Source organism: Streptomyces sp. NPDC043908 (assembly GCF_056435525.1).
In genome coordinates this window covers 494,532-510,441 of the sequence record NZ_JBWKEI010000003.1, presented here as the reverse complement: position 1 = coordinate 510,441, position 15,910 = coordinate 494,532, and the positions used below count along the sequence as shown (strand labels likewise).

Genomic DNA, 15,910 nt, shown 5'->3' with positions numbered 1-15,910 from the left:
TGGAGCTGCTCGGTCAGCGCTGGGCAGCGTCGAAGACGACGCAGGCGTTGTGCCCTCCGAAACCGAAACTGTTGCTGATCGCTGGGCCTGCGGAGAGCTTGCGGGGCTGGACGACCACGTCCAGCTCGCACTGGGGGTCCAGCCGCGCGAGATGGGCGGTGGGAGGCACGAGTCCCTCGTGCAGCGACAGAGTGGTGATCACGGCTTCCAGCGCTCCCGCCGCCCCGATGGCGTGCCCGGTGACCGACTTGGAGGCGGTCACCGGAACGGCGGCCGGGCCGAACACGGCGGTGATGGCGCGCGCTTCCGCCGCGTCGTTGAGGAGCGTGCCGGTGCCGTGCGCGTTGACGTGGGTGACGGCCTCGGCGGTGGTGCCGGCATCGGCGAGTGCCTGTTCCATGCATGCTCTCGCACCGGCGCCATCGGGATGCGGTGCCGTGATGTGGTAGGCGTCGGACGTGCACCCGTACCCGACGAGCGTGGCGTAGATCCGCGCGTTGCGGAGGAGGGCGTGGTCCAGTCGTTCGAGCACCAGGAAAGCGGCCGCCTCGGCGAGGAGGAAGCCCTGCCGGTCCGCGTCGAACGGCCGTGAGGCACGGGCCGGATCCTCGCAGTCGGTGACCATCGCGCCGGACCGTCCGAAGGAAAGGGCGGTCGTCGCCGTCAGCGGGCTGTCGTGACCTCCGGCCACGACGACGTCGGCGCGCCCGGCGCGGATCAACTGGAGTGCTTCACCCACCGCGTACGTACCGGAGGCACACGCCATGGCGAAGGTCAGAGTGGGGCCGGTGACGCCGCACTTGGCGCTGATCCAGTGCGCGGCGGCGTTGGACATCAGCCGGGTCGGATAGAGCACATCGGGCCGGCCGAGACCCTGCTCCTGGCTGATCAGTCCGCCATAGCCGGTGCCGGTGACGACCGCCCTGCGCCCAGCGGGCGGGTGCAGGCCTCCGGCGTCCGTGACCGCGTCCATGGCGGCACAGACCGCCATCTGCACGGTCCGGTCCGTACGGCGTACCTCCTTCGCCGCGAGGTAGCCCTCGGGCGTGAACCCGGGCATGGGGCATGCGGGATAGACGACGGTTCCCTCGTCGTCGAAGGCGTGCATCGTGGCCGAGGAGCGGCCGTGCAGCAGGTTCTGCCACAGTTCGCCCGGCGTCGATCCGGCGCCGCAGCGCACTCCCAGGCCCGTGACCGCGACCGCGTCCTTGGGTGTCATCGAACCACCGCGCCGGGGACGGATCGGGTGCGCTGCTCGGTGATGAGAGCAGCGACGTCGCCTACGGTGGACACCGCAGCCGGTTCGGCGCCCCTGAGGGAGACGCCGAAACGCTCCTCCGCGGCGACTTGCAGTTCGTTGACGTCCAGGCTGTCGGCTCCCAGGTCCGCGACGAGCCGGGCGTGCGGGAGTACCGACTCCAGGGGTACGGCCATGATGTGCGCGCACAGGGCGCGCAACTCGGCCCATACATCCGCGTGTTCTGCTTCCACGGTGCTTTTCTCTCTTCTGGTGGCGTCACGCACAGCCACTGGCCCCCCTCAGCACCGTTCGGCATCTGCGCGGATCGTCGTCACAGAAAAAACGAGATGAGGCGCAGGAAGTTACGAGTCGGTGCGCGCGGCGGGCCAACTAATGGTTTGTGCCCGCCAGTTCGACGTCGCTCTGTTGGGTCGTCAGGTCGTCAACACCTGTCTGTCAGCCTGTGGTCTGGTATGGCGTACCGGTCATGCGTGTCGGCACGCTGAGGGCCGGCTTGCCGATGTGGGCGAGGGACGCCAGTTCGCGCACGAAGGCGTCTGCCAGTGGCTGGGCGTAGCCCGTAGGAGTGTGACCGACCACGCAGAGGGTGAAAACACCCGCGCAGTCCGTCAAGACCAGATTGACCCTCCCCCGCCCCTGTGCCGACGACAGGGGAATCACGCGTTCCATCGGTGCGCTCCCCAGGGTCCACGCACCCCGGCGCCATTTGATGGCCGTACACAACACGGGGTTCCAGCTGGGCGAATTGGCTCGCTGGGAGAGCCGGCGCACCGCCCAGGATCCCAGACGGGCGGCAGCGCGGATCACACGCACCGACTTCTCCGCGCCACGCCCGAAGACCGAGGCCGCCAGCAGGGCGCGGCATACCCTCAGCCGTTCCTGGGGGCTATCGGTCGCCACGGGCAGCGGTACGCGCACCACGGAGACGATGTTGCCCAGCACCTCGGCCTCCTGCGGGGTGCGCAGGTCGACGGAGAGCACTGCGTACAGCGGGTGGCGGGCTCCGGGCCAGGCGGCCGGATCGCCGTGGACTGCCCGCAGGGCGCCCGCGGACACCGCCATCAGTACCTCGTTGAGGGTGGCACCGAGGCCGGGGAGGGCCCGTCGGGCAGCCCGTACCGTGTCGGCGTCCAGGTCCACCCAGGCCAGGTCCCTCGTCGGGCACGGCGCGTCGGAGGGCAGCGGGAGAGCCTGCCCCGGACTCAACAGGCGGGGCAACCGGTAGGCGCCCGCCGCTGCCTTGTCTGTCGTCAGCGCGTCTCTCAGATGGGTGATTTGACGCTTTCGAGTAACCGGTCGTCCGGTGTCGCTGACCCTGCCTGTGCGACCGGCTCCGCCGTCGAGGAGCCTGCTCAGCAGGGATTCGAAGGAGCGTCCGTCAATGAGGGCGTGATGGGCGGACAGCACGAGGGCGAATCGCGCCTCCCCGTGGGGGTGCGGCTCCAGGCGGACAAGCCGCAACCACCAGGGCGGCACCCCCTCTGGCACGGGCTGGGAGACCAGTCGGCCGAGGAGGTCCGTGAAGGCTGCGTCATCCAGGCCTTCACTCCCCCACCGGCCTTCGGCGTGGGCATCGAGGACATGGGTGCGTACGTCGAAGTCGTCGAGCGGAAACCAGCGGTGCCCACGCACCCCACCGTGCCGGGCGGGGCGCAGCAGCGTCCGGCGCAGCAACGGAACGCTGCCCCACCGCTCGGCCACACGGTCACGCAGTTCGTCGAGGCGTGGTGGCTCCCCCGTGAACAGGACGGCCATTCCGCTGGGAGCCTCGGGGACCGGTCCGGTACCGCAGAGGAATTCCTCGACCGGCGACAGAGGGATGCTGTTTCTCATGCGTTGGCTGCTCGCATTTCGCGTACGGGGCGGGGGCCGGGCCTGCCGGGGCGTGGAACCGCCCCGCGCATACTCACGGCACCGGCAACTCGGCTTCGGCGGCGGCACCGGACGAGGCATCGATGACCGCGGCGATCTGGCCCACAGTCGTGTCCAGCGTGATCTGACTCTCGTGGAACCGCAGACCGGTTTGCTCCTCCAAGGCGACGGCGAACAGAACCTGCGCCAGGGAGTCCAGGTCCACGTCCTCCATGGTGGCGTCGGGCGACAAATCGCCCTCCACGCACTGGAATTCGTTCACCAGAACGCTGACCACAGTGCCGTATCCCTTGCCCATCACTTCTCCTGGTGGCGTGAATCAAGCTCGCTACTGTCCCCGTAACGTCCCATATTCACGACGCGGCTCTCCCATGACCGTCACTCAGGGGTATTTCACCTGGATGAGGGAGGGGGGCGCGGCCGACGCAGGGCGCTCACCTCCATGGAACGCACATACGAGTGCGCCTCGCTCGCCGGTCAGGCCGCGGCCGCGGCTCCGTGCTCCGGGGCGTCGCGGTCGCGGCCGCCGGGGTGGCGGTGGCGCCAGAACCAGAAGATCCCGCACGACAGCAGGGACCACCCCGCCAGGACGAGGTAGGGGAAGGCGTGCTGGGCGTCGGCGAAGTACACCGCGGTGTGCTGGGCGTTGACCGACGCTCCGGGCGGCAGCCACCGTCCGACATGTCCGAAGACGGACGGCAGCAGCGGCCAGGACACCGCGCCTCCGGAGGAGGGATTGCCGAGCAGCACCATGAGCCCCCAGGTCGGCAGCATGGCCCAGCGGCCGATCAGGGTGTTGAACATCGTGAAGACCATCCCCGACGTGAACATCGTGAACGCGAGGATCAGCCAGGACTGGACGAACGGCAGGCGTACCGCGCCGAGCCCCCAGTCGACCACCGCGGCGATGGCGAACCCGCCGAGCAGGGAGTACGCCATCGTGAAGGCGATGCGTTCCAGCGGGTTCAGTGCGCGCGCGTGCACGCTCAGCTGGATGGAGCCGACGAATCCCAGCACGACGGCGGCCAGGGAGATGTAGAACAGGGCGAGGCCGCGCGGGTCGCCCCGCTGGAGCGGCTTGACGTCGGTGATCGTCATGGGTACGCCCAGGGTCTTGGCCACCTGGGGCGCAGCCTGTGTGAGCACCTGCGCCACGGAGGCGCCGGCCGCGCCCGCGACGTGCAGGCGCACCCCGTCCGGCCGTACGTCGATGATCGCGAAGACGCTCTGGTCCTCCATGGCCTTCCGGGCCGCGCGCTCGTCCGCGTACCGGCGCGGCGCGAGCGAGGTGTTGAGGGCCCGGTCCATCCCGGCCACGAACCTCTTCGCCACGACCGAGTCGGCCGGCGCGACCAGCGCGCTGGGGATGTGGTGCGGGGTGGGGTTGGCCATGGAGTACGTGTACGAGCCGGCGAACAGTCCCGCCGCGGCGGCCAGGATGAAGACCAGCACGGTCGCCGGGAGGAACGGGGAGTCCTTGAACTCCGTCCAGACCCGGCCGGCCGCCCCGCGCCCTCCGGCGGGCGCGGCGTGCTTGCCGTGTCCGCCGGACGGTTCTTCCTGCTCGGCACTGCGGCCGGTGTCCTCTTCTTCCATGGGCATGTACGACCGCTCCGTCACCGGGGACATTGTCTGCGCCGTCTACCCCGCCCGGCCTTCCCGATCACGGGGCCTTCGGCATGTCACCCCGACGGCGTACTCATGACCGAGCACTGTTCATGTGTCCAGCGGGAACAACGAGGACGGCCGCCGCTGTTACACCGGCCATGACCGGCGCCGCGCGGCGTGGAACACGATGAGCGGCAGGCCGTCCTGGCATGGTGCGGGTCCACGGGGTCGCGGCACACCGGCCATCCGACAATTCGACAGTGGGGCGGTCGCTCACGCGCCCGCCACCGCCTCGGACCGAGCCCTTTCCCTGCTGGAGGACAGTTTCATGAACAACCGGCCCTTGACACTCATGGCCGTGCACGCCCACCCGGACGACGAGGCCACGGGAACGGGCGGTGTCCTCGCGCGGTACGCGGCGGAGGGCGTTCGGACGGTCCTGGTGACCTGTACCGACGGCGGTTGCGGTGACGGACCCGGAGGCGTCAAGCCGGGCGATCCCGGACACGACCCCGCGGCCGTCGTCTCGATGCGTCGTCAGGAACTCGAGGCCAGCTGCGAGATCCTGAAGATCAGTCACCTGGAGACGTTGGACTACGCCGACTCGGGGATGATGGGCTGGTCCACCAACGACGCCCCAGGCTCCTTCTGGCAGACACCCGTCGAGGAGGGTGCCGCACGGCTCGCGGAGCTCCTGCGACGCTATGAGCCCGATGTGGTCGTCACGTACGACGAGAACGGCTTCTACGGCCACCCCGACCACATCCAGGCCAACCGCATCACGATGGCGGCCCTGAAGATGACCGAGCTGGCTCCGAAGGTGTACTGGACGACGGCGCCCCGCTCGATGATGCAGCGGTTCGGCGAGGTCATGCGCGAGTTCGGTACGGAGGGTCAGGAACCGGACCCCGCCGAGGCCGCCGCGCTGGCCGAAATCGGGCTTCCCGACGAGGAGATCACCACCTGGGTGGACACCACCGCGTTCGGCGGTCAGAAGTTCGAGGCGCTGGCGGCGCACGCCAGCCAGGGCGAGAACATCTTCTTCCTCAAGATGGGCCAGGAGAGGTTCACCGACCTGATGGGCGTGGAGACCTTCGTACGCGTCCAGGACACCACCGACGCGCCCGTACCCGAGAACGACCTCTTCGCCGGACTGCACTGATCCGCTCGCCCCTGGAGGGGTGAGTCCCTGCCCGGAGAGAGTCAAGGCCCGTACCTGCGGGAATAGCCCGAAACCGGGTGGGGAGCCGGTCGTATGCCAGGCTGCCCGTAGGACGGTGGCCTGGCATCGTCCGTCGGACCGATCGTGAACGGTTTGCTGGACGCCAGCAGCCGACTGCCGCAGGAGAGCTGGACCCAGTACGTGCCCAGGGTGAGGCGCGGCACGGTGACGGTCGCGCCGCCGTGGTGGGGGTCGAGGTCCGTGGCCAACTGGGCGACGGTGCCCCGCCATTGGTCGGCGGTGACGAGCTTCAGAGTGACCAGCTTCAGGCCGACCGCCCGGCGATCGCCTCCGTCGGGATGGACGCGCCACAGGACCCTTTGGCGCGTGCCGCAAGCCCATCGAGTGCACGGGCCGGGGGTCAGGACATGCAGGAGGTCGGGTTCGGGCTCCCACTCGGGCGGGGCGTTCCCCCGGGTGGCGAACTCCCAGGCCCGGTCCAGGTGATGACGGGCAGGCGCCATGATGCTCCCCTCCTTCGGGCGGACCGTCAGCCCGGCCGGACCGAGCACCCCGCATCCTCGTGCACTGTTTCTGCCCTGCCCGTTCTGGAAAGCACGGGCCCGACGGCCCGACCCGTGGGGGACTTCCGTCCCGCGCTCAAGGACACTGCCGCTGACGGGGGTGGTCAGGCCGCCTCGTAGTGGTGGGCGCGGCCGCCGCGCCATTCGATCATCTGCGAGTCCCCCGCCACCATGTCCTCGGCCACGCTCTCCTCGATCCCGGCCCGGCGCAGGATCTCCGTCAGGTCCCGGTCGGAGTAGGCCAGGCCCACGATCTGCCCGCGGATCGTCACCCGCCGCCCGCCCGTGCCGCGCGGCGGGTGCACGACTATCGGCGCCTCACTCATGGTTCCAGGGTGCCCCGCACGGGCGGTCGCAGCACACCGGGGCCTTGGCGAACGGGGTGGGGTGAGGGCGGGGGCGGGTTCGCCGGAGAGGCGCAAGGTGAGCGAGGAGCGGCAAGAAGGAGGAGTATGGGAGGTGCCGATACGTGGCGATACCCGAGGGCAGCTACCTACCCGGGTGCGGTATCCCGCCGCGGCTTGCCCACTGCCGCTCTCCTCTGGCTCATGGCTCATGTCATCCCTCGCGCGGATCTTCTGGAGATCACTGACCGCCGTACTGGTGAGTATCACGGTCGCGTGGGCCCCGGCGGCCTCTTCGGCGCCGAACCCGGTCCTCAAGGAGGAAGCGCTCCTCCTGACCCCGGACACGGGCCCGCCCGAGACTTCCGTACGCGTCGGTTTCGCGAGCTGTGTCGCACCGACCTATATCAGTGGCATCACGTGGGACGGAGACCCCTTCGACTTCTCGGGAACAGATGAGCCCGGCGTCGTCAACATCACCGTGCCGGTCAAGGCCACACTCGGCTCTCATGACGTGAGGGCCAGGTGCGCCACGAATTCCAAACTGGGGCCGATGTACGGCACGGCTTCGTTCACCGTCACGGCACCGGATCCCCCCGCCATCACACTGGACCCCACCCAAGGTGAGGAACAGACCCCTGTCACGGTGAGTGGTTCTCAATTCAAGTGCTCGTATGTGGATCTGCTGTGGGACAGCACGTCGCTTCCGGGGAGCGACGTTACGAGCGAGGGGACCTTCAGCGCGGTGTTCCAAGTTCCGGCCGGGTCGACTGCGACAACGCACACCGTGCGAGCCGCCTGCACGGACTATCCCGAAAGGAGCGGTCAGGCTGATTTCACGGTCACGGACCCAGGCACGAACGAAACCTCGGCCACCGGCGAGACCAGCAACGGAGACAACAGCACGGGGAGCACCAACGGGGACAGCAACGGGAGCACCACGGGAGACACGAGCGGGGACACCAACGGTGACACCAACGGAAGCACCACAGGCGACACCAACGGGGACACCACGGGCAACGCCACAGGCACCACCGGCACCACCGGTGAAAACAGCAACGGAACAGGGAGCACCACCGGCGACTCCAACGGCATCTCCCACGGCGGCACGGCGACCCCGGTCGGCTGGGTCGTCGGGCCCAGCCTCTTCGGGGCCCTGCTGCTCCTGGCCGCCCTGTTCTCCCTGATGAACCATCGCCACCGCGGCCCGCGCTGGGTCCACGACCACATCCGTGCGACGCTCCGCTCCGGAGCCGGGGCGGTCGCCCTGCAAGAGCCTCAGGACACCGGTTCAGCGAACCGCACGATACGACTCGAACCCCACACGGATCCAGGTGATCAGCGCCTCTATTGATACCTCTACCGGTCTCCGCTGACCTGCGTACCTGCGGTGACCCGCACCAGCCGCCTGTCCGCCCCCTCCGAGGTGAAGCCCATGACCACGACCGCCGCGGCCACAGAACCGTTCACCGCCCGAGCTTTCCTTTTCGGTCGGGAGGAGGGCGGCCCGCCCGACGCGCTCCTCGGCCCGCTCCAGGGCACCGGGGCGGCCAGAGTGGTCCTCGCCGGAACGAGCCGTCCTCTCACAGCGGCAGCTCAACGAGCTGTCGAAGGTGAGATGGCGTCCGTCATCGACTCTTTTCTCAGCCTGGATCTCTTCGACGTGGCAGCGGGCGGTTGGCGCAAGCACGTTGCTCTCAGGGACGCCGCGCGCCGCACCCGAGCCACCCCGGGCAGCGAGGAGGTGGTCGCGCTCGCGACCCACGAGATCACCTCGCGCCACCGCCCTTACGTCGATGTGCTCGTGGACGGCGTCAACCTCGGGACCCTTGACGTGGGCCTCGACCTGACCTTCCGGATCACCGGGCTCGTCGCCGTGGTACGCGACGCCCAGTTGGTCGCCCTGCGCAGCGGGGAGTGCAAGCTGACCGGGTATCTCACCGTCCAGCAGATCCTGTTGGCGAAGCGCCAGGCGCAAGTGGACCTCCCGGGCATCTGGCGCCTGCACCGCCCGCTACCGCTGCTCCGTAGCGAGGCACCCCCTCCCCCGCCTCCCCCGCCCCCTCCCCCTCCTCAAGACACGTACTGGCGCGGGCCGCGCGGCCGATAGACGTGCGGGGGCTCCAGGAGGCGGGGAGGCAGCACCGTCGGCGGGGGTCGGCCGGGCGCGTGCGGGGCCGCGTCGCGCCCGTCTGCGCCCCGCCTCGTCATTCCCGGTTCTCGTCGGCCGGTGGCAGGTCCTCGTCCGAGATGACGTGCATCGCGGCCTCCTCGGCGCCCGCCGCGCCCCCGTCGATGCCCTCGTCCGTGGCGACGGCCTCCTTGGTGGTGTCCGGGTGTGCGCCCTCGTCCGGGGCCACCAGCCGGCCCGCGCGCCTCTCGCCGGACTCGGGGTCGATGGGCTCGCCCTCTCCCCCGGGCAGATCGCCGATGCCGTCACCAGCGGGCGGCTCCACGTCCGGGACTTCCTGCTTCAGCCGCTCGTCGAGCGACTCGCCCTCGCGCTGCTCCCGGGCCGTGGTGCCCGTCTTGGTGACGCCCAGGGGCTTCTCGGGGGGCGAGTAGCCCTCGTCGAGCATGTCGTCGTACGTACGCTCGTCCACCGCGTCCTGGAGGTCCAGCGGGGACGCGTCCTCCTGCTCCTCGTTGGTGCCGGTGGGCTGGTAGGCGTCGTCCGCCATGTTCTGGTCGCTCATGACTACCTCGCGTCAGGGGTCTCGTTGAGATCGCGCTTCGCCCTCTGATCGTCGCGCGTAGATCCTCGGGGTGCCCGCGGCACACTCCTCCAAACGCCCCAGCACGTGATCACCGGCGTTCGTCCGGGCCGTGGGTCGGTCGGAGAAAAGGCGCCGTAAAGAGGAGAAGACGCCGTAAAACCGGGCCCCGGGGCGTTTACGAAGCCACCTTCGCAAGAACACATCACTCATGGACCACTCGAAGGCTCCCGTACTGGAAGCGCTGGCCGCCTACCACGCCGAGGGACAGACACCGTTCACCCCGCCCGGCCACAAGCAGGGACGCGGCGCCGACCCGCGTGTGCGTGCGGTGCTCGGAGACGCGGTCTTCCGCTCGGACGTGCTCGCCACCAGCGGCCTGGACGACCGCACCTCCTCGCACGGCGTCATCGAACGGGCCCAGGAGCTGATGGCGGACGCCGTCGGAGCGCAGCACACCTTCTTTTCCACCTGTGGCAGCTCCCTGTCCGTCAAGGCGGCCATGCTGTCCGTCGCGGGCCCGCACGAGAAACTGCTCGTCGGGCGGGACGCGCACAAGTCCGTGGTCTCCGGGCTCGTCCTCGCCGGCATCCGCCCAGTCTGGGTGGATCCGCAGTGGGACCCCGAGCGCCACCTGGCGCACCCCCCGTCGGCGGACGCGTACCGCGCGGCACTGGCCGAGCACCCCGACGTCCGGGGCGCGCTGGTGACGACCCCCACGCCGTACGGCACCTGCTCGGACCTCGCCGCGATCGCCGACGCCTGTCACGAGCACGGTGTCCCGCTCATCGTCGACGAGGCCTGGGGCGCGCACCTGCCCTTCCATCCGGACCTGCCGACCTGGGCCATGGACGCCGGGGCGGACGTGTGCGTCACCTCGGTGCACAAGATGGGCTCCGGACTCGAACAGGGCAGCGTCTTCCACCTCCAGGGTGACCTGGTCCAGGCGCACGTCCTCGAGAGCCGTGAGGACCTGCTGGGCACCACCAGTCCGTCCGTACTGCTGTACGCCGCGCTCGACGGCTGGCGGCGGCAGATGGTCGAGCACGGCCGCGAGCTGTACGACGCCGCGCTCGCCCTGGCCACGCGCACCCGCGCCCGCATCGGGGAGCTGGACGGGTTGCATGTGCACGGCAGGGAGGACTTCTGCGGCCCCGGGCGTGCCTTCGACCTCGATCCGCTCCAGATCACCATGGATGTCACGGCGCTGCGGACGACCGGGTACCGGCTCGCCGACTGGCTGCGCGAGCACCACCGCGTCAACCTGCACCTGGCCGACCACCGGCGCATCAGCGCGCAGCTGACACACGCCGACGACGAGCGGAGCGTGGACACGCTGCTGACGGCGCTGTCGGACATGCTGGCCCACGTCGGGGAGCTGCGTCCCGCCCCCGAGGTGGACGTGCCCGACCCGCGGGAGCTGCGGCTGGAGCAGGCGGTCCTGCCGCGCGACGCCTACTTCGGGCGGGTCGAAGAGGTGCCGCTGGCCAAGGCCGTCGGCCGGATCGCCGCGGAGATGCTGACCCCGTACCCGCCGGGCATTCCGGCCGCCCTGCCCGGCGAGCGGCTGAACGAGGCCGTGGTGCGCTATCTGCGGACCGGCGTGGACGCGGGCATGGTGGTCCCGGACGCGGCGGACTCCGAGCTCTCCTCGGTGCGGGTGACCGTGGAGGAGTGAGGGCGGCCCGTTCCGCCGGACCGTGTCGGCGGTGGTTTCGCCCACCGCCGACGAAGCCGGGCGGGCAGGGCGGTCGGACGGGCGGGGTGTCGCACGTGTCGGCCCCGCCCGCCTTTCGGGTCACAGCCCGGCCGCCGCCTTCTCCCGCAGCCGCGCCCAGGCCTCCTCGCGGACACCGGGTCCGATCAGTACGTCGGCGGCCGTGCACGCGAGCGCCTCGGCGGCGGCCAGCATCACCCCGCGGGCCCGCGTCCCGCCCGCCGCCTCGGCGAACTCGGGCGTGTGGTCGGAAGCGTCGGCGTCCATGATCGCGACGAACGGGTGGATGGCGGGCAGGCGGGTGCTGACGTTGCCGATGTCGGACGAGCCCAGGTACACCCCTGGGACGGGCTCGGTCAGCTCGATCCCGCGCCGGGCGATGTGGCGGGCGAACCGCCGCGACAGCACGTCGTTGTCGCGGAAGTGCTCGTACGTCTCCCCCACGCGCTCCACCACCACCCCGGTGCCGGTCGCCGACGCCACCCCGCGGGCCGTGGAGTCCACTTGGGCCACCAGTTCCTCCAGCGCGGCGGTCGTGGCCGCGCGCAGCCCGAAGAGCCCCTCGGCGTACTCGGGGATGATGTTGGTGGCCTCGCCGCCGCGCGTCACGATGCCCTGGATGTGGGACCCGGAGGGCAGCCGCCGGCTCAGTACGGAGACGGTGTTGAAGAACTGGATCAGCGCGGCCAGCGCGTCGATGCCCTCGGTGGGATTGCCCGTGGGGTGCGCTGCCCGGCCGTGGAATCCCAGCCGTACCTGAGTCTGCGCGGTCAGCGGCGCCCACGACCAGTTCTGCACCCCTGGGTGGAACATCAGGGCGCAGTCCGCCCCCTCGAAGAGCCCGGCGGCCACCTCGGCCACCTTCCCCCCGCCCCGCTCCTCCGCGGGCGTGCCGACCGCCAGCACGGTCCCCGGGATCTCCGCGAACGCGTCACGCAGCGCGAGCGCCGCACCGAGCCCGGCTCCGGCGATCAGGTTGTGCCCGCAGGCGTGACCGAGCCCGGGCAGCGCGTCGTACTCCATCAGCAGCGCCACACGCGGCCCCTCGCCGGTGCCGGCGCGCGCCAGGAACGCCGTGGGCAGACCGGCCACGCCGCGCTGCACCCGGAACCCGGCGCCCTCCAGCTCCCCGCTCAGGGTCGCCGCCGCGCGGTACTCCTCGTAGGACGGTTCCGGATCCTTGTGCAGGAGCGAGCTCACGTCCCACAGCCGGTCCGCGCGGGTGGTGATGCTGCGGCCTATACGGTCGTACGTCGATGCGAGAGTGTCCGGCACGTACCTCTCCTGCCCTGGTGCGCTGAGTGCCCGGCGGGCCGGGCCGTTCAGGCAGCCGGGTTCCACGCCAGGCGCACCTGATGCCTGCGCGCCGACGCGGGACCCGTCTCGCTCGCATGGCCTAACGCCGTCCGGTCGAAGGGGTGAGCCCCCACACGGCTCTCCGCGGCACGGAAGCGCGTGGTGCGCCGACCCCGGAGACGGCGGCCACCGTTTGCGGGACTGCCTGGTACGGGCGGGAATGGGTGGCAGGGCGCGGCCTTTCCCACGGGGCGCACGGCCGCCGGGGCAACGAGCCGGGTCGTGGCGGCGGGCGCGGTCCGCAGCACTGAACCACCGGCATCGAGCTGCCGGGCGTCACCAGGGTGACGGCCCGAGCGAACGAGACGCCCGGCCACGGCGAGGAGGCGGCGACAAGCCCCTCGACGCGGCCGGGCACCCGCATGCCCGGACACCGGACGAAGCACGACCAGTTCGCCGACATCACCGACCCCGTGACCCCGGAAGTCACCGAAGGGCTCGACGCGCAGCTCGACCGCTGACACCCCGGCTCCGCACGGCCGGACAGAGGCGAACAGGGCGTCGGACGAACCACGGGAGCAGGCAGGTGGGGGCAGGGGGTTAACCCCACCTCAAAGCGGGTGGCTGACGGGATCCCAGGTACAGGCCCTGACCGGAAATATTGGGTCCCACAGTCCAGTTGTCACCCACCGGCCTCCCGGGAGCCTTCGTGTACGAGCACACCCATGCAGCAGACGGATCACTTTCCAGCACGAGGAAGGTGGGTCGCAGGACCGGGGCTGCGCCGAGGCTGCGGGTGGGCGCTGTCGGGGCGGTCGCCCTGGCGGTGCTGGCCGCCGGATTCACCCTGCCCGCGTCAGCGGCGAGTGCTGAGGACACCGGTAAGGCGCCGACCACGCGCGCCGACCACGATGCCACGCAGGCGGCCTTGGACGGGGTGGTCCAGGGCGGGCCGCCCGGCGGGATCGCGCTCGCCCAGCGCGGGCACGACGTCTGGGCGGGCCGTGCGGGCACCGCCGATCTGGCAACCGGACGCCCGGCACGCCCCGATGACCGCTTCCGGGCGGGGTCGATCACGAAGACGTTCGTGGCCACCGTCGTCCTCCAGCTCGAAGCCGAGGGCCGGCTCAGCCTGGACGACACCGTGGACCACTGGCTGCCGGGCCTGGTCCAGGGCAACGGCCACGACGGCTCGAAGATCACCCTGCGCCGGCTCCTCAACCACACCAGCGGCATCTACAGCTACACCGACGACGCGGACTTCAAGCGCAGGGAGTTCAGCACCGACTTCCTCCGGCACCGCTACGACACCTGGACGCCGCGGCAGATCGTCCACCTCGCCATGTCCCATCAGCCGGCCTTCCGCCCCGGCGCCGGGTGGAGCTACTCCGACACCAACTACGTCCTCGCCGCCATGGTGATCGAGAAGGCCACCGGGCATCCGTACGCCCGCGAGATCGAGCGGCGGATCCTGCGCCCCCTGCACATGGACGCCACCACCATGCCGGGCACGCGGACCCGCGTACCGGGCCCCAGCGGACGCGCCTACTCCAAGCTGACCGGGGAACTCGCCGGGCCGGGCGAACCGAACAGCCCCACATACGACGTCACGGAGTTCAACCCCTCCCTCGCGGGCGCCGCGGGGGAGATCATCTCCAGCACCCGTGATCTCAACCGGTTCTACCAGGCCCTGCTCTCCGGTCGACTCCTCGACAGGCGTCAGCTGGCGAAGATGACCACGACCGAGCCGATCAAGGAGATGCCGACCGTCTCCTACGGGCTGGGCCTGATGAAGATCAAGCTTTCCTGCGGCGTCGACGTCTGGGGGCACAACGGCGGCATCCAGGGGTCCGTCTCGCAGACCATGGCGACTGCGGACGGCGGCCACGTACTGTCGCTGAACTTCAACGGCGACTGGAACGTCCACGAACAGCGGCTCGTCGAAGCCGAGTTCTGCGGCGCGTGAGACGCGAGCACGTGCGGCGAGCGCCGTCCCCTCGCACCCGCGCACGCCCCACCGGGCGGACGGCCTCCGGAGCACGGTAACGGCCGCCGTACTGGACGGACTCCCAGGTCACGGCCGCGGGTCACCGGTCACCCGAGCCCGCGCGGCGCGCCCCGGCCCGCCCCGCGGGAATCGGGCTTCTGGTCCGGGTTCACAGCCGGGCGGGCGGTGACGGCCGGGGGAAAGTCCCCGAACCCCTGAGGAGGCCACGGGGTCGTCGGCACTATGGGGTCATGAGCCATGGGCGTAAGGGGCCGAACAGGGCACGGCGACTGGTCGTGCGGGTCCCCGTGGAACCGGTGGAAGCCGTCATGGAGGCAGACGCGGTGGACGCGCTGCGGACGGAGAGCCTGGCGGTGCGCGGTCCGCTGTTCGGCATCGCGGCACAGAGCGCGCAGGACGGACCGCGGTGGCGGGTGGTGGTCCCGGTGACGGCCGACAACCCCCAGGAGGCCCGCGACACCCTGAACTCGCGGCTGTGGTTCCGCGCGAAGGACCGCGCCGAGGACAGGGCGGAGCGCCGCGCGCTGCTGGCGGCGGTCGCTCGCCTCGACCGTGAGCGGGTCACCGAACTCACGGTCCTGGGGACCCGCTACCGCGTCGTACGTGCCGAGGAGTACGCGGGCATGGGCAACGACGGCCTGGAGCTGCCGCGTCCGACCGACCCCGAGCCGGCCGTGCCCGACTGGAGTCCGGCCATCCCGGCGGCGCGGACCGACGACGGCCTGGTCCTGGACCCGGACGCGGCGGTCACCCCGGCCCAGGCCGCGGAAAGGCTGGCCCTACGGCAACTGTCCTACTCCGGCACGCGGTTCCCCCGGTCCGTCCTGGACGACTCGCGCCGGGCACTGGCCACTCACCCGGATGTCGTCCTGATGCCCGTGGCCTTCACGGTCGTAGAGCGAGGGAGAGAGGGGTGGACGCCCTCCAGCTCGCTGCACCCCACCGCTCACGACGCCCGCAGGACCCTGGAGTTCACCCTGCTGCAATGGCGGCCACGCCAGCGGGGGCTCGTCAAGGACGTACACGCCGACGCCCGTACCGTACTGGCCGCAAAGGACTGCGATCCGCGGACCGCCGCGGAGCTGGCCGTATACGTGGCGGCCGCCGACCGCCTCCGGGCCGGATCGCTCAACGAACTCAAGGTCCGGGGCATCGTCTACCGCATCGCCCGGACACGCCGCATGCTGCGCTGGGGCCCTGACGGCCCCGAAAGTCCCCGCCCTTCCGACCCGAGGGGCGAAGCTCCCTGCCCGATCCACGTGCCCTTGGACGAGGACGGCAACTATCTGCCCGAGGATGACGCGGATGACGCGGAGGATGTATGAGTGAGGCGGACCGCGCGGA

General features: G+C 70.8%; 16 protein-coding genes. 7 read left to right on the top strand and 9 right to left on the bottom strand.

From position 1 onward, the window contains the following. Positions 1 to 13: 13 nt before the first annotated feature. The 5 genes from AC069K_RS10405 to AC069K_RS10385 form a co-directional block, all read right to left on the bottom strand. Positions 14 to 1,219: a beta-ketoacyl-[acyl-carrier-protein] synthase family protein gene (locus AC069K_RS10405; protein WP_478614325.1), complete on the bottom strand. Its 1,206-nt coding sequence runs from the start codon at positions 1,217 to 1,219 to the stop codon at positions 14 to 16. After that, positions 1,216 to 1,491 (bottom strand): acyl carrier protein, encoded by a 276-nt coding sequence (locus tag AC069K_RS10400; protein ID WP_365105482.1) that lies wholly within the window; start codon positions 1,489 to 1,491, stop codon positions 1,216 to 1,218. The genes AC069K_RS10405 and AC069K_RS10400 overlap by 4 nt, the downstream gene beginning before the upstream one ends. Before the next feature lie 205 nt (positions 1,492 to 1,696). Beyond that, on the bottom strand, positions 1,697 to 3,016 hold the full coding sequence (locus AC069K_RS10395) for a wax ester/triacylglycerol synthase domain-containing protein (RefSeq protein WP_478614322.1): 1,320 nt from the start codon (positions 3,014 to 3,016) through the stop codon (positions 1,697 to 1,699). Between the two features lie 151 nt (positions 3,017 to 3,167). Continuing rightward, positions 3,168 to 3,431, bottom strand: a complete 264-nt coding sequence (locus tag AC069K_RS10390) for an acyl carrier protein (RefSeq protein ID WP_478614319.1) — start codon at positions 3,429 to 3,431, stop codon at positions 3,168 to 3,170. A 179-nt stretch (positions 3,432 to 3,610) separates the two neighbouring features. Next, positions 3,611 to 4,735, bottom strand: coding sequence for an ABC-2 transporter permease (locus AC069K_RS10385; protein WP_478614316.1), 1,125 nt, complete (start codon positions 4,733 to 4,735; stop codon positions 3,611 to 3,613). Between the two features lie 334 nt (positions 4,736 to 5,069). On the opposite strand from AC069K_RS10385, the gene AC069K_RS10380 reads away from it, so the two are divergent. After that, the gene (locus AC069K_RS10380; protein ID WP_478614313.1) at positions 5,070 to 5,903 is read left to right on the top strand and encodes a PIG-L family deacetylase; all 834 of its coding nucleotides are present in this window, start codon (positions 5,070 to 5,072) and stop codon (positions 5,901 to 5,903) included. A gap of 41 nt (positions 5,904 to 5,944) precedes the next feature. Here AC069K_RS10380 and AC069K_RS10375 read toward each other — a convergent pair whose 3' ends face one another. After that, positions 5,945 to 6,427, bottom strand: coding sequence for a hypothetical protein (locus AC069K_RS10375; protein ID WP_365105472.1), 483 nt, complete (start codon positions 6,425 to 6,427; stop codon positions 5,945 to 5,947). A gap of 164 nt (positions 6,428 to 6,591) precedes the next feature. Beyond that, on the bottom strand, positions 6,592 to 6,813 hold the full coding sequence (locus AC069K_RS10370) for a hypothetical protein (RefSeq protein WP_358832280.1): 222 nt from the start codon (positions 6,811 to 6,813) through the stop codon (positions 6,592 to 6,594). A gap of 229 nt (positions 6,814 to 7,042) precedes the next feature. On the opposite strand from AC069K_RS10370, the gene AC069K_RS10365 reads away from it, so the two are divergent. Both AC069K_RS10365 and AC069K_RS10360 read left to right on the top strand, forming a co-directional pair. Further along, on the top strand, positions 7,043 to 8,185 hold the full coding sequence (locus AC069K_RS10365; RefSeq protein ID WP_478614310.1) for a hypothetical protein: 1,143 nt from the start codon (positions 7,043 to 7,045) through the stop codon (positions 8,183 to 8,185). A gap of 264 nt (positions 8,186 to 8,449) precedes the next feature. Further along, positions 8,450 to 8,941: a hypothetical protein gene (locus AC069K_RS10360; protein ID WP_478614307.1), complete on the top strand. Its 492-nt coding sequence runs from the start codon at positions 8,450 to 8,452 to the stop codon at positions 8,939 to 8,941. Between the two features lie 97 nt (positions 8,942 to 9,038). On the opposite strand, the gene AC069K_RS10355 is transcribed toward AC069K_RS10360, so the two are convergent. Beyond that, positions 9,039 to 9,527 carry a DUF5709 domain-containing protein gene (locus AC069K_RS10355; RefSeq protein ID WP_358832283.1) on the bottom strand — a complete coding sequence of 163 codons (489 nt, stop codon included), beginning with the start codon at positions 9,525 to 9,527 and terminating at the stop codon, positions 9,039 to 9,041. Between the two features lie 229 nt (positions 9,528 to 9,756). Between AC069K_RS10355 and AC069K_RS10350 the strand changes: the two genes are divergently transcribed. After that, positions 9,757 to 11,223 carry an aminotransferase class I/II-fold pyridoxal phosphate-dependent enzyme gene (locus AC069K_RS10350; RefSeq protein WP_478614304.1) on the top strand — a complete coding sequence of 489 codons (1,467 nt, stop codon included), beginning with the start codon at positions 9,757 to 9,759 and terminating at the stop codon, positions 11,221 to 11,223. 120 nt (positions 11,224 to 11,343) lie between these two features. On the opposite strand, the gene AC069K_RS10345 is transcribed toward AC069K_RS10350, so the two are convergent. Further along, a complete protein-coding gene (locus tag AC069K_RS10345) occupies positions 11,344 to 12,537 on the bottom strand; it encodes an amidohydrolase (protein ID WP_478614301.1) in 1,194 nt (397 codons plus the stop codon). 365 nt (positions 12,538 to 12,902) lie between these two features. Here AC069K_RS10345 and AC069K_RS10340 point away from each other — a divergent pair, with 365 nt between their 5' ends. The 3 genes from AC069K_RS10340 (at position 12,903) to AC069K_RS10330 (ending at position 15,891) form a co-directional block, all read left to right on the top strand. Continuing rightward, a complete protein-coding gene (locus AC069K_RS10340) occupies positions 12,903 to 13,079 on the top strand; it encodes a hypothetical protein (protein ID WP_478614298.1) in 177 nt (58 codons plus the stop codon). A 275-nt stretch (positions 13,080 to 13,354) separates the two neighbouring features. Further along, complete coding sequence (locus tag AC069K_RS10335; protein ID WP_478614295.1) at positions 13,355 to 14,524, top strand: serine hydrolase domain-containing protein; 1,170 nt, start codon at positions 13,355 to 13,357, stop codon at positions 14,522 to 14,524. A gap of 272 nt (positions 14,525 to 14,796) precedes the next feature. Beyond that, complete coding sequence (locus AC069K_RS10330; protein WP_478614292.1) at positions 14,797 to 15,891, top strand: DUF5954 family protein; 1,095 nt, start codon at positions 14,797 to 14,799, stop codon at positions 15,889 to 15,891. The last annotated feature ends 19 nt before the right edge of the window (positions 15,892 to 15,910 follow it).

Coding starts and splice junctions, on each gene's coding strand:
- AC069K_RS10405 (WP_478614325.1), bottom strand. CDS start 1,219: ATGACACCCAAGGACGCGGTCGCGGTCACGGGCCTGGGAGTGCGCTGC.
- AC069K_RS10395 (WP_478614322.1), bottom strand. CDS start 3,016: ATGGCCGTCCTGTTCACGGGGGAGCCACCACGCCTCGACGAACTGCGT.
- AC069K_RS10390 (WP_478614319.1), bottom strand. CDS start 3,431: ATGGGCAAGGGATACGGCACTGTGGTCAGCGTTCTGGTGAACGAATTC.
- AC069K_RS10385 (WP_478614316.1), bottom strand. CDS start 4,735: ATGCCCATGGAAGAAGAGGACACCGGCCGCAGTGCCGAGCAGGAAGAA.
- AC069K_RS10380 (WP_478614313.1), top strand. CDS start 5,070: ATGAACAACCGGCCCTTGACACTCATGGCCGTGCACGCCCACCCGGAC.
- AC069K_RS10375 (WP_365105472.1), bottom strand. CDS start 6,427: ATGGCGCCTGCCCGTCATCACCTGGACCGGGCCTGGGAGTTCGCCACC.
- AC069K_RS10370 (WP_358832280.1), bottom strand. CDS start 6,813: ATGAGTGAGGCGCCGATAGTCGTGCACCCGCCGCGCGGCACGGGCGGG.
- AC069K_RS10365 (WP_478614310.1), top strand. CDS start 7,043: ATGTCATCCCTCGCGCGGATCTTCTGGAGATCACTGACCGCCGTACTG.
- AC069K_RS10360 (WP_478614307.1), top strand. CDS start 8,450: ATGGCGTCCGTCATCGACTCTTTTCTCAGCCTGGATCTCTTCGACGTG.
- AC069K_RS10355 (WP_358832283.1), bottom strand. CDS start 9,527: ATGAGCGACCAGAACATGGCGGACGACGCCTACCAGCCCACCGGCACC.
- AC069K_RS10350 (WP_478614304.1), top strand. CDS start 9,757: ATGGACCACTCGAAGGCTCCCGTACTGGAAGCGCTGGCCGCCTACCAC.
- AC069K_RS10330 (WP_478614292.1), top strand. CDS start 14,797: ATGAGCCATGGGCGTAAGGGGCCGAACAGGGCACGGCGACTGGTCGTG.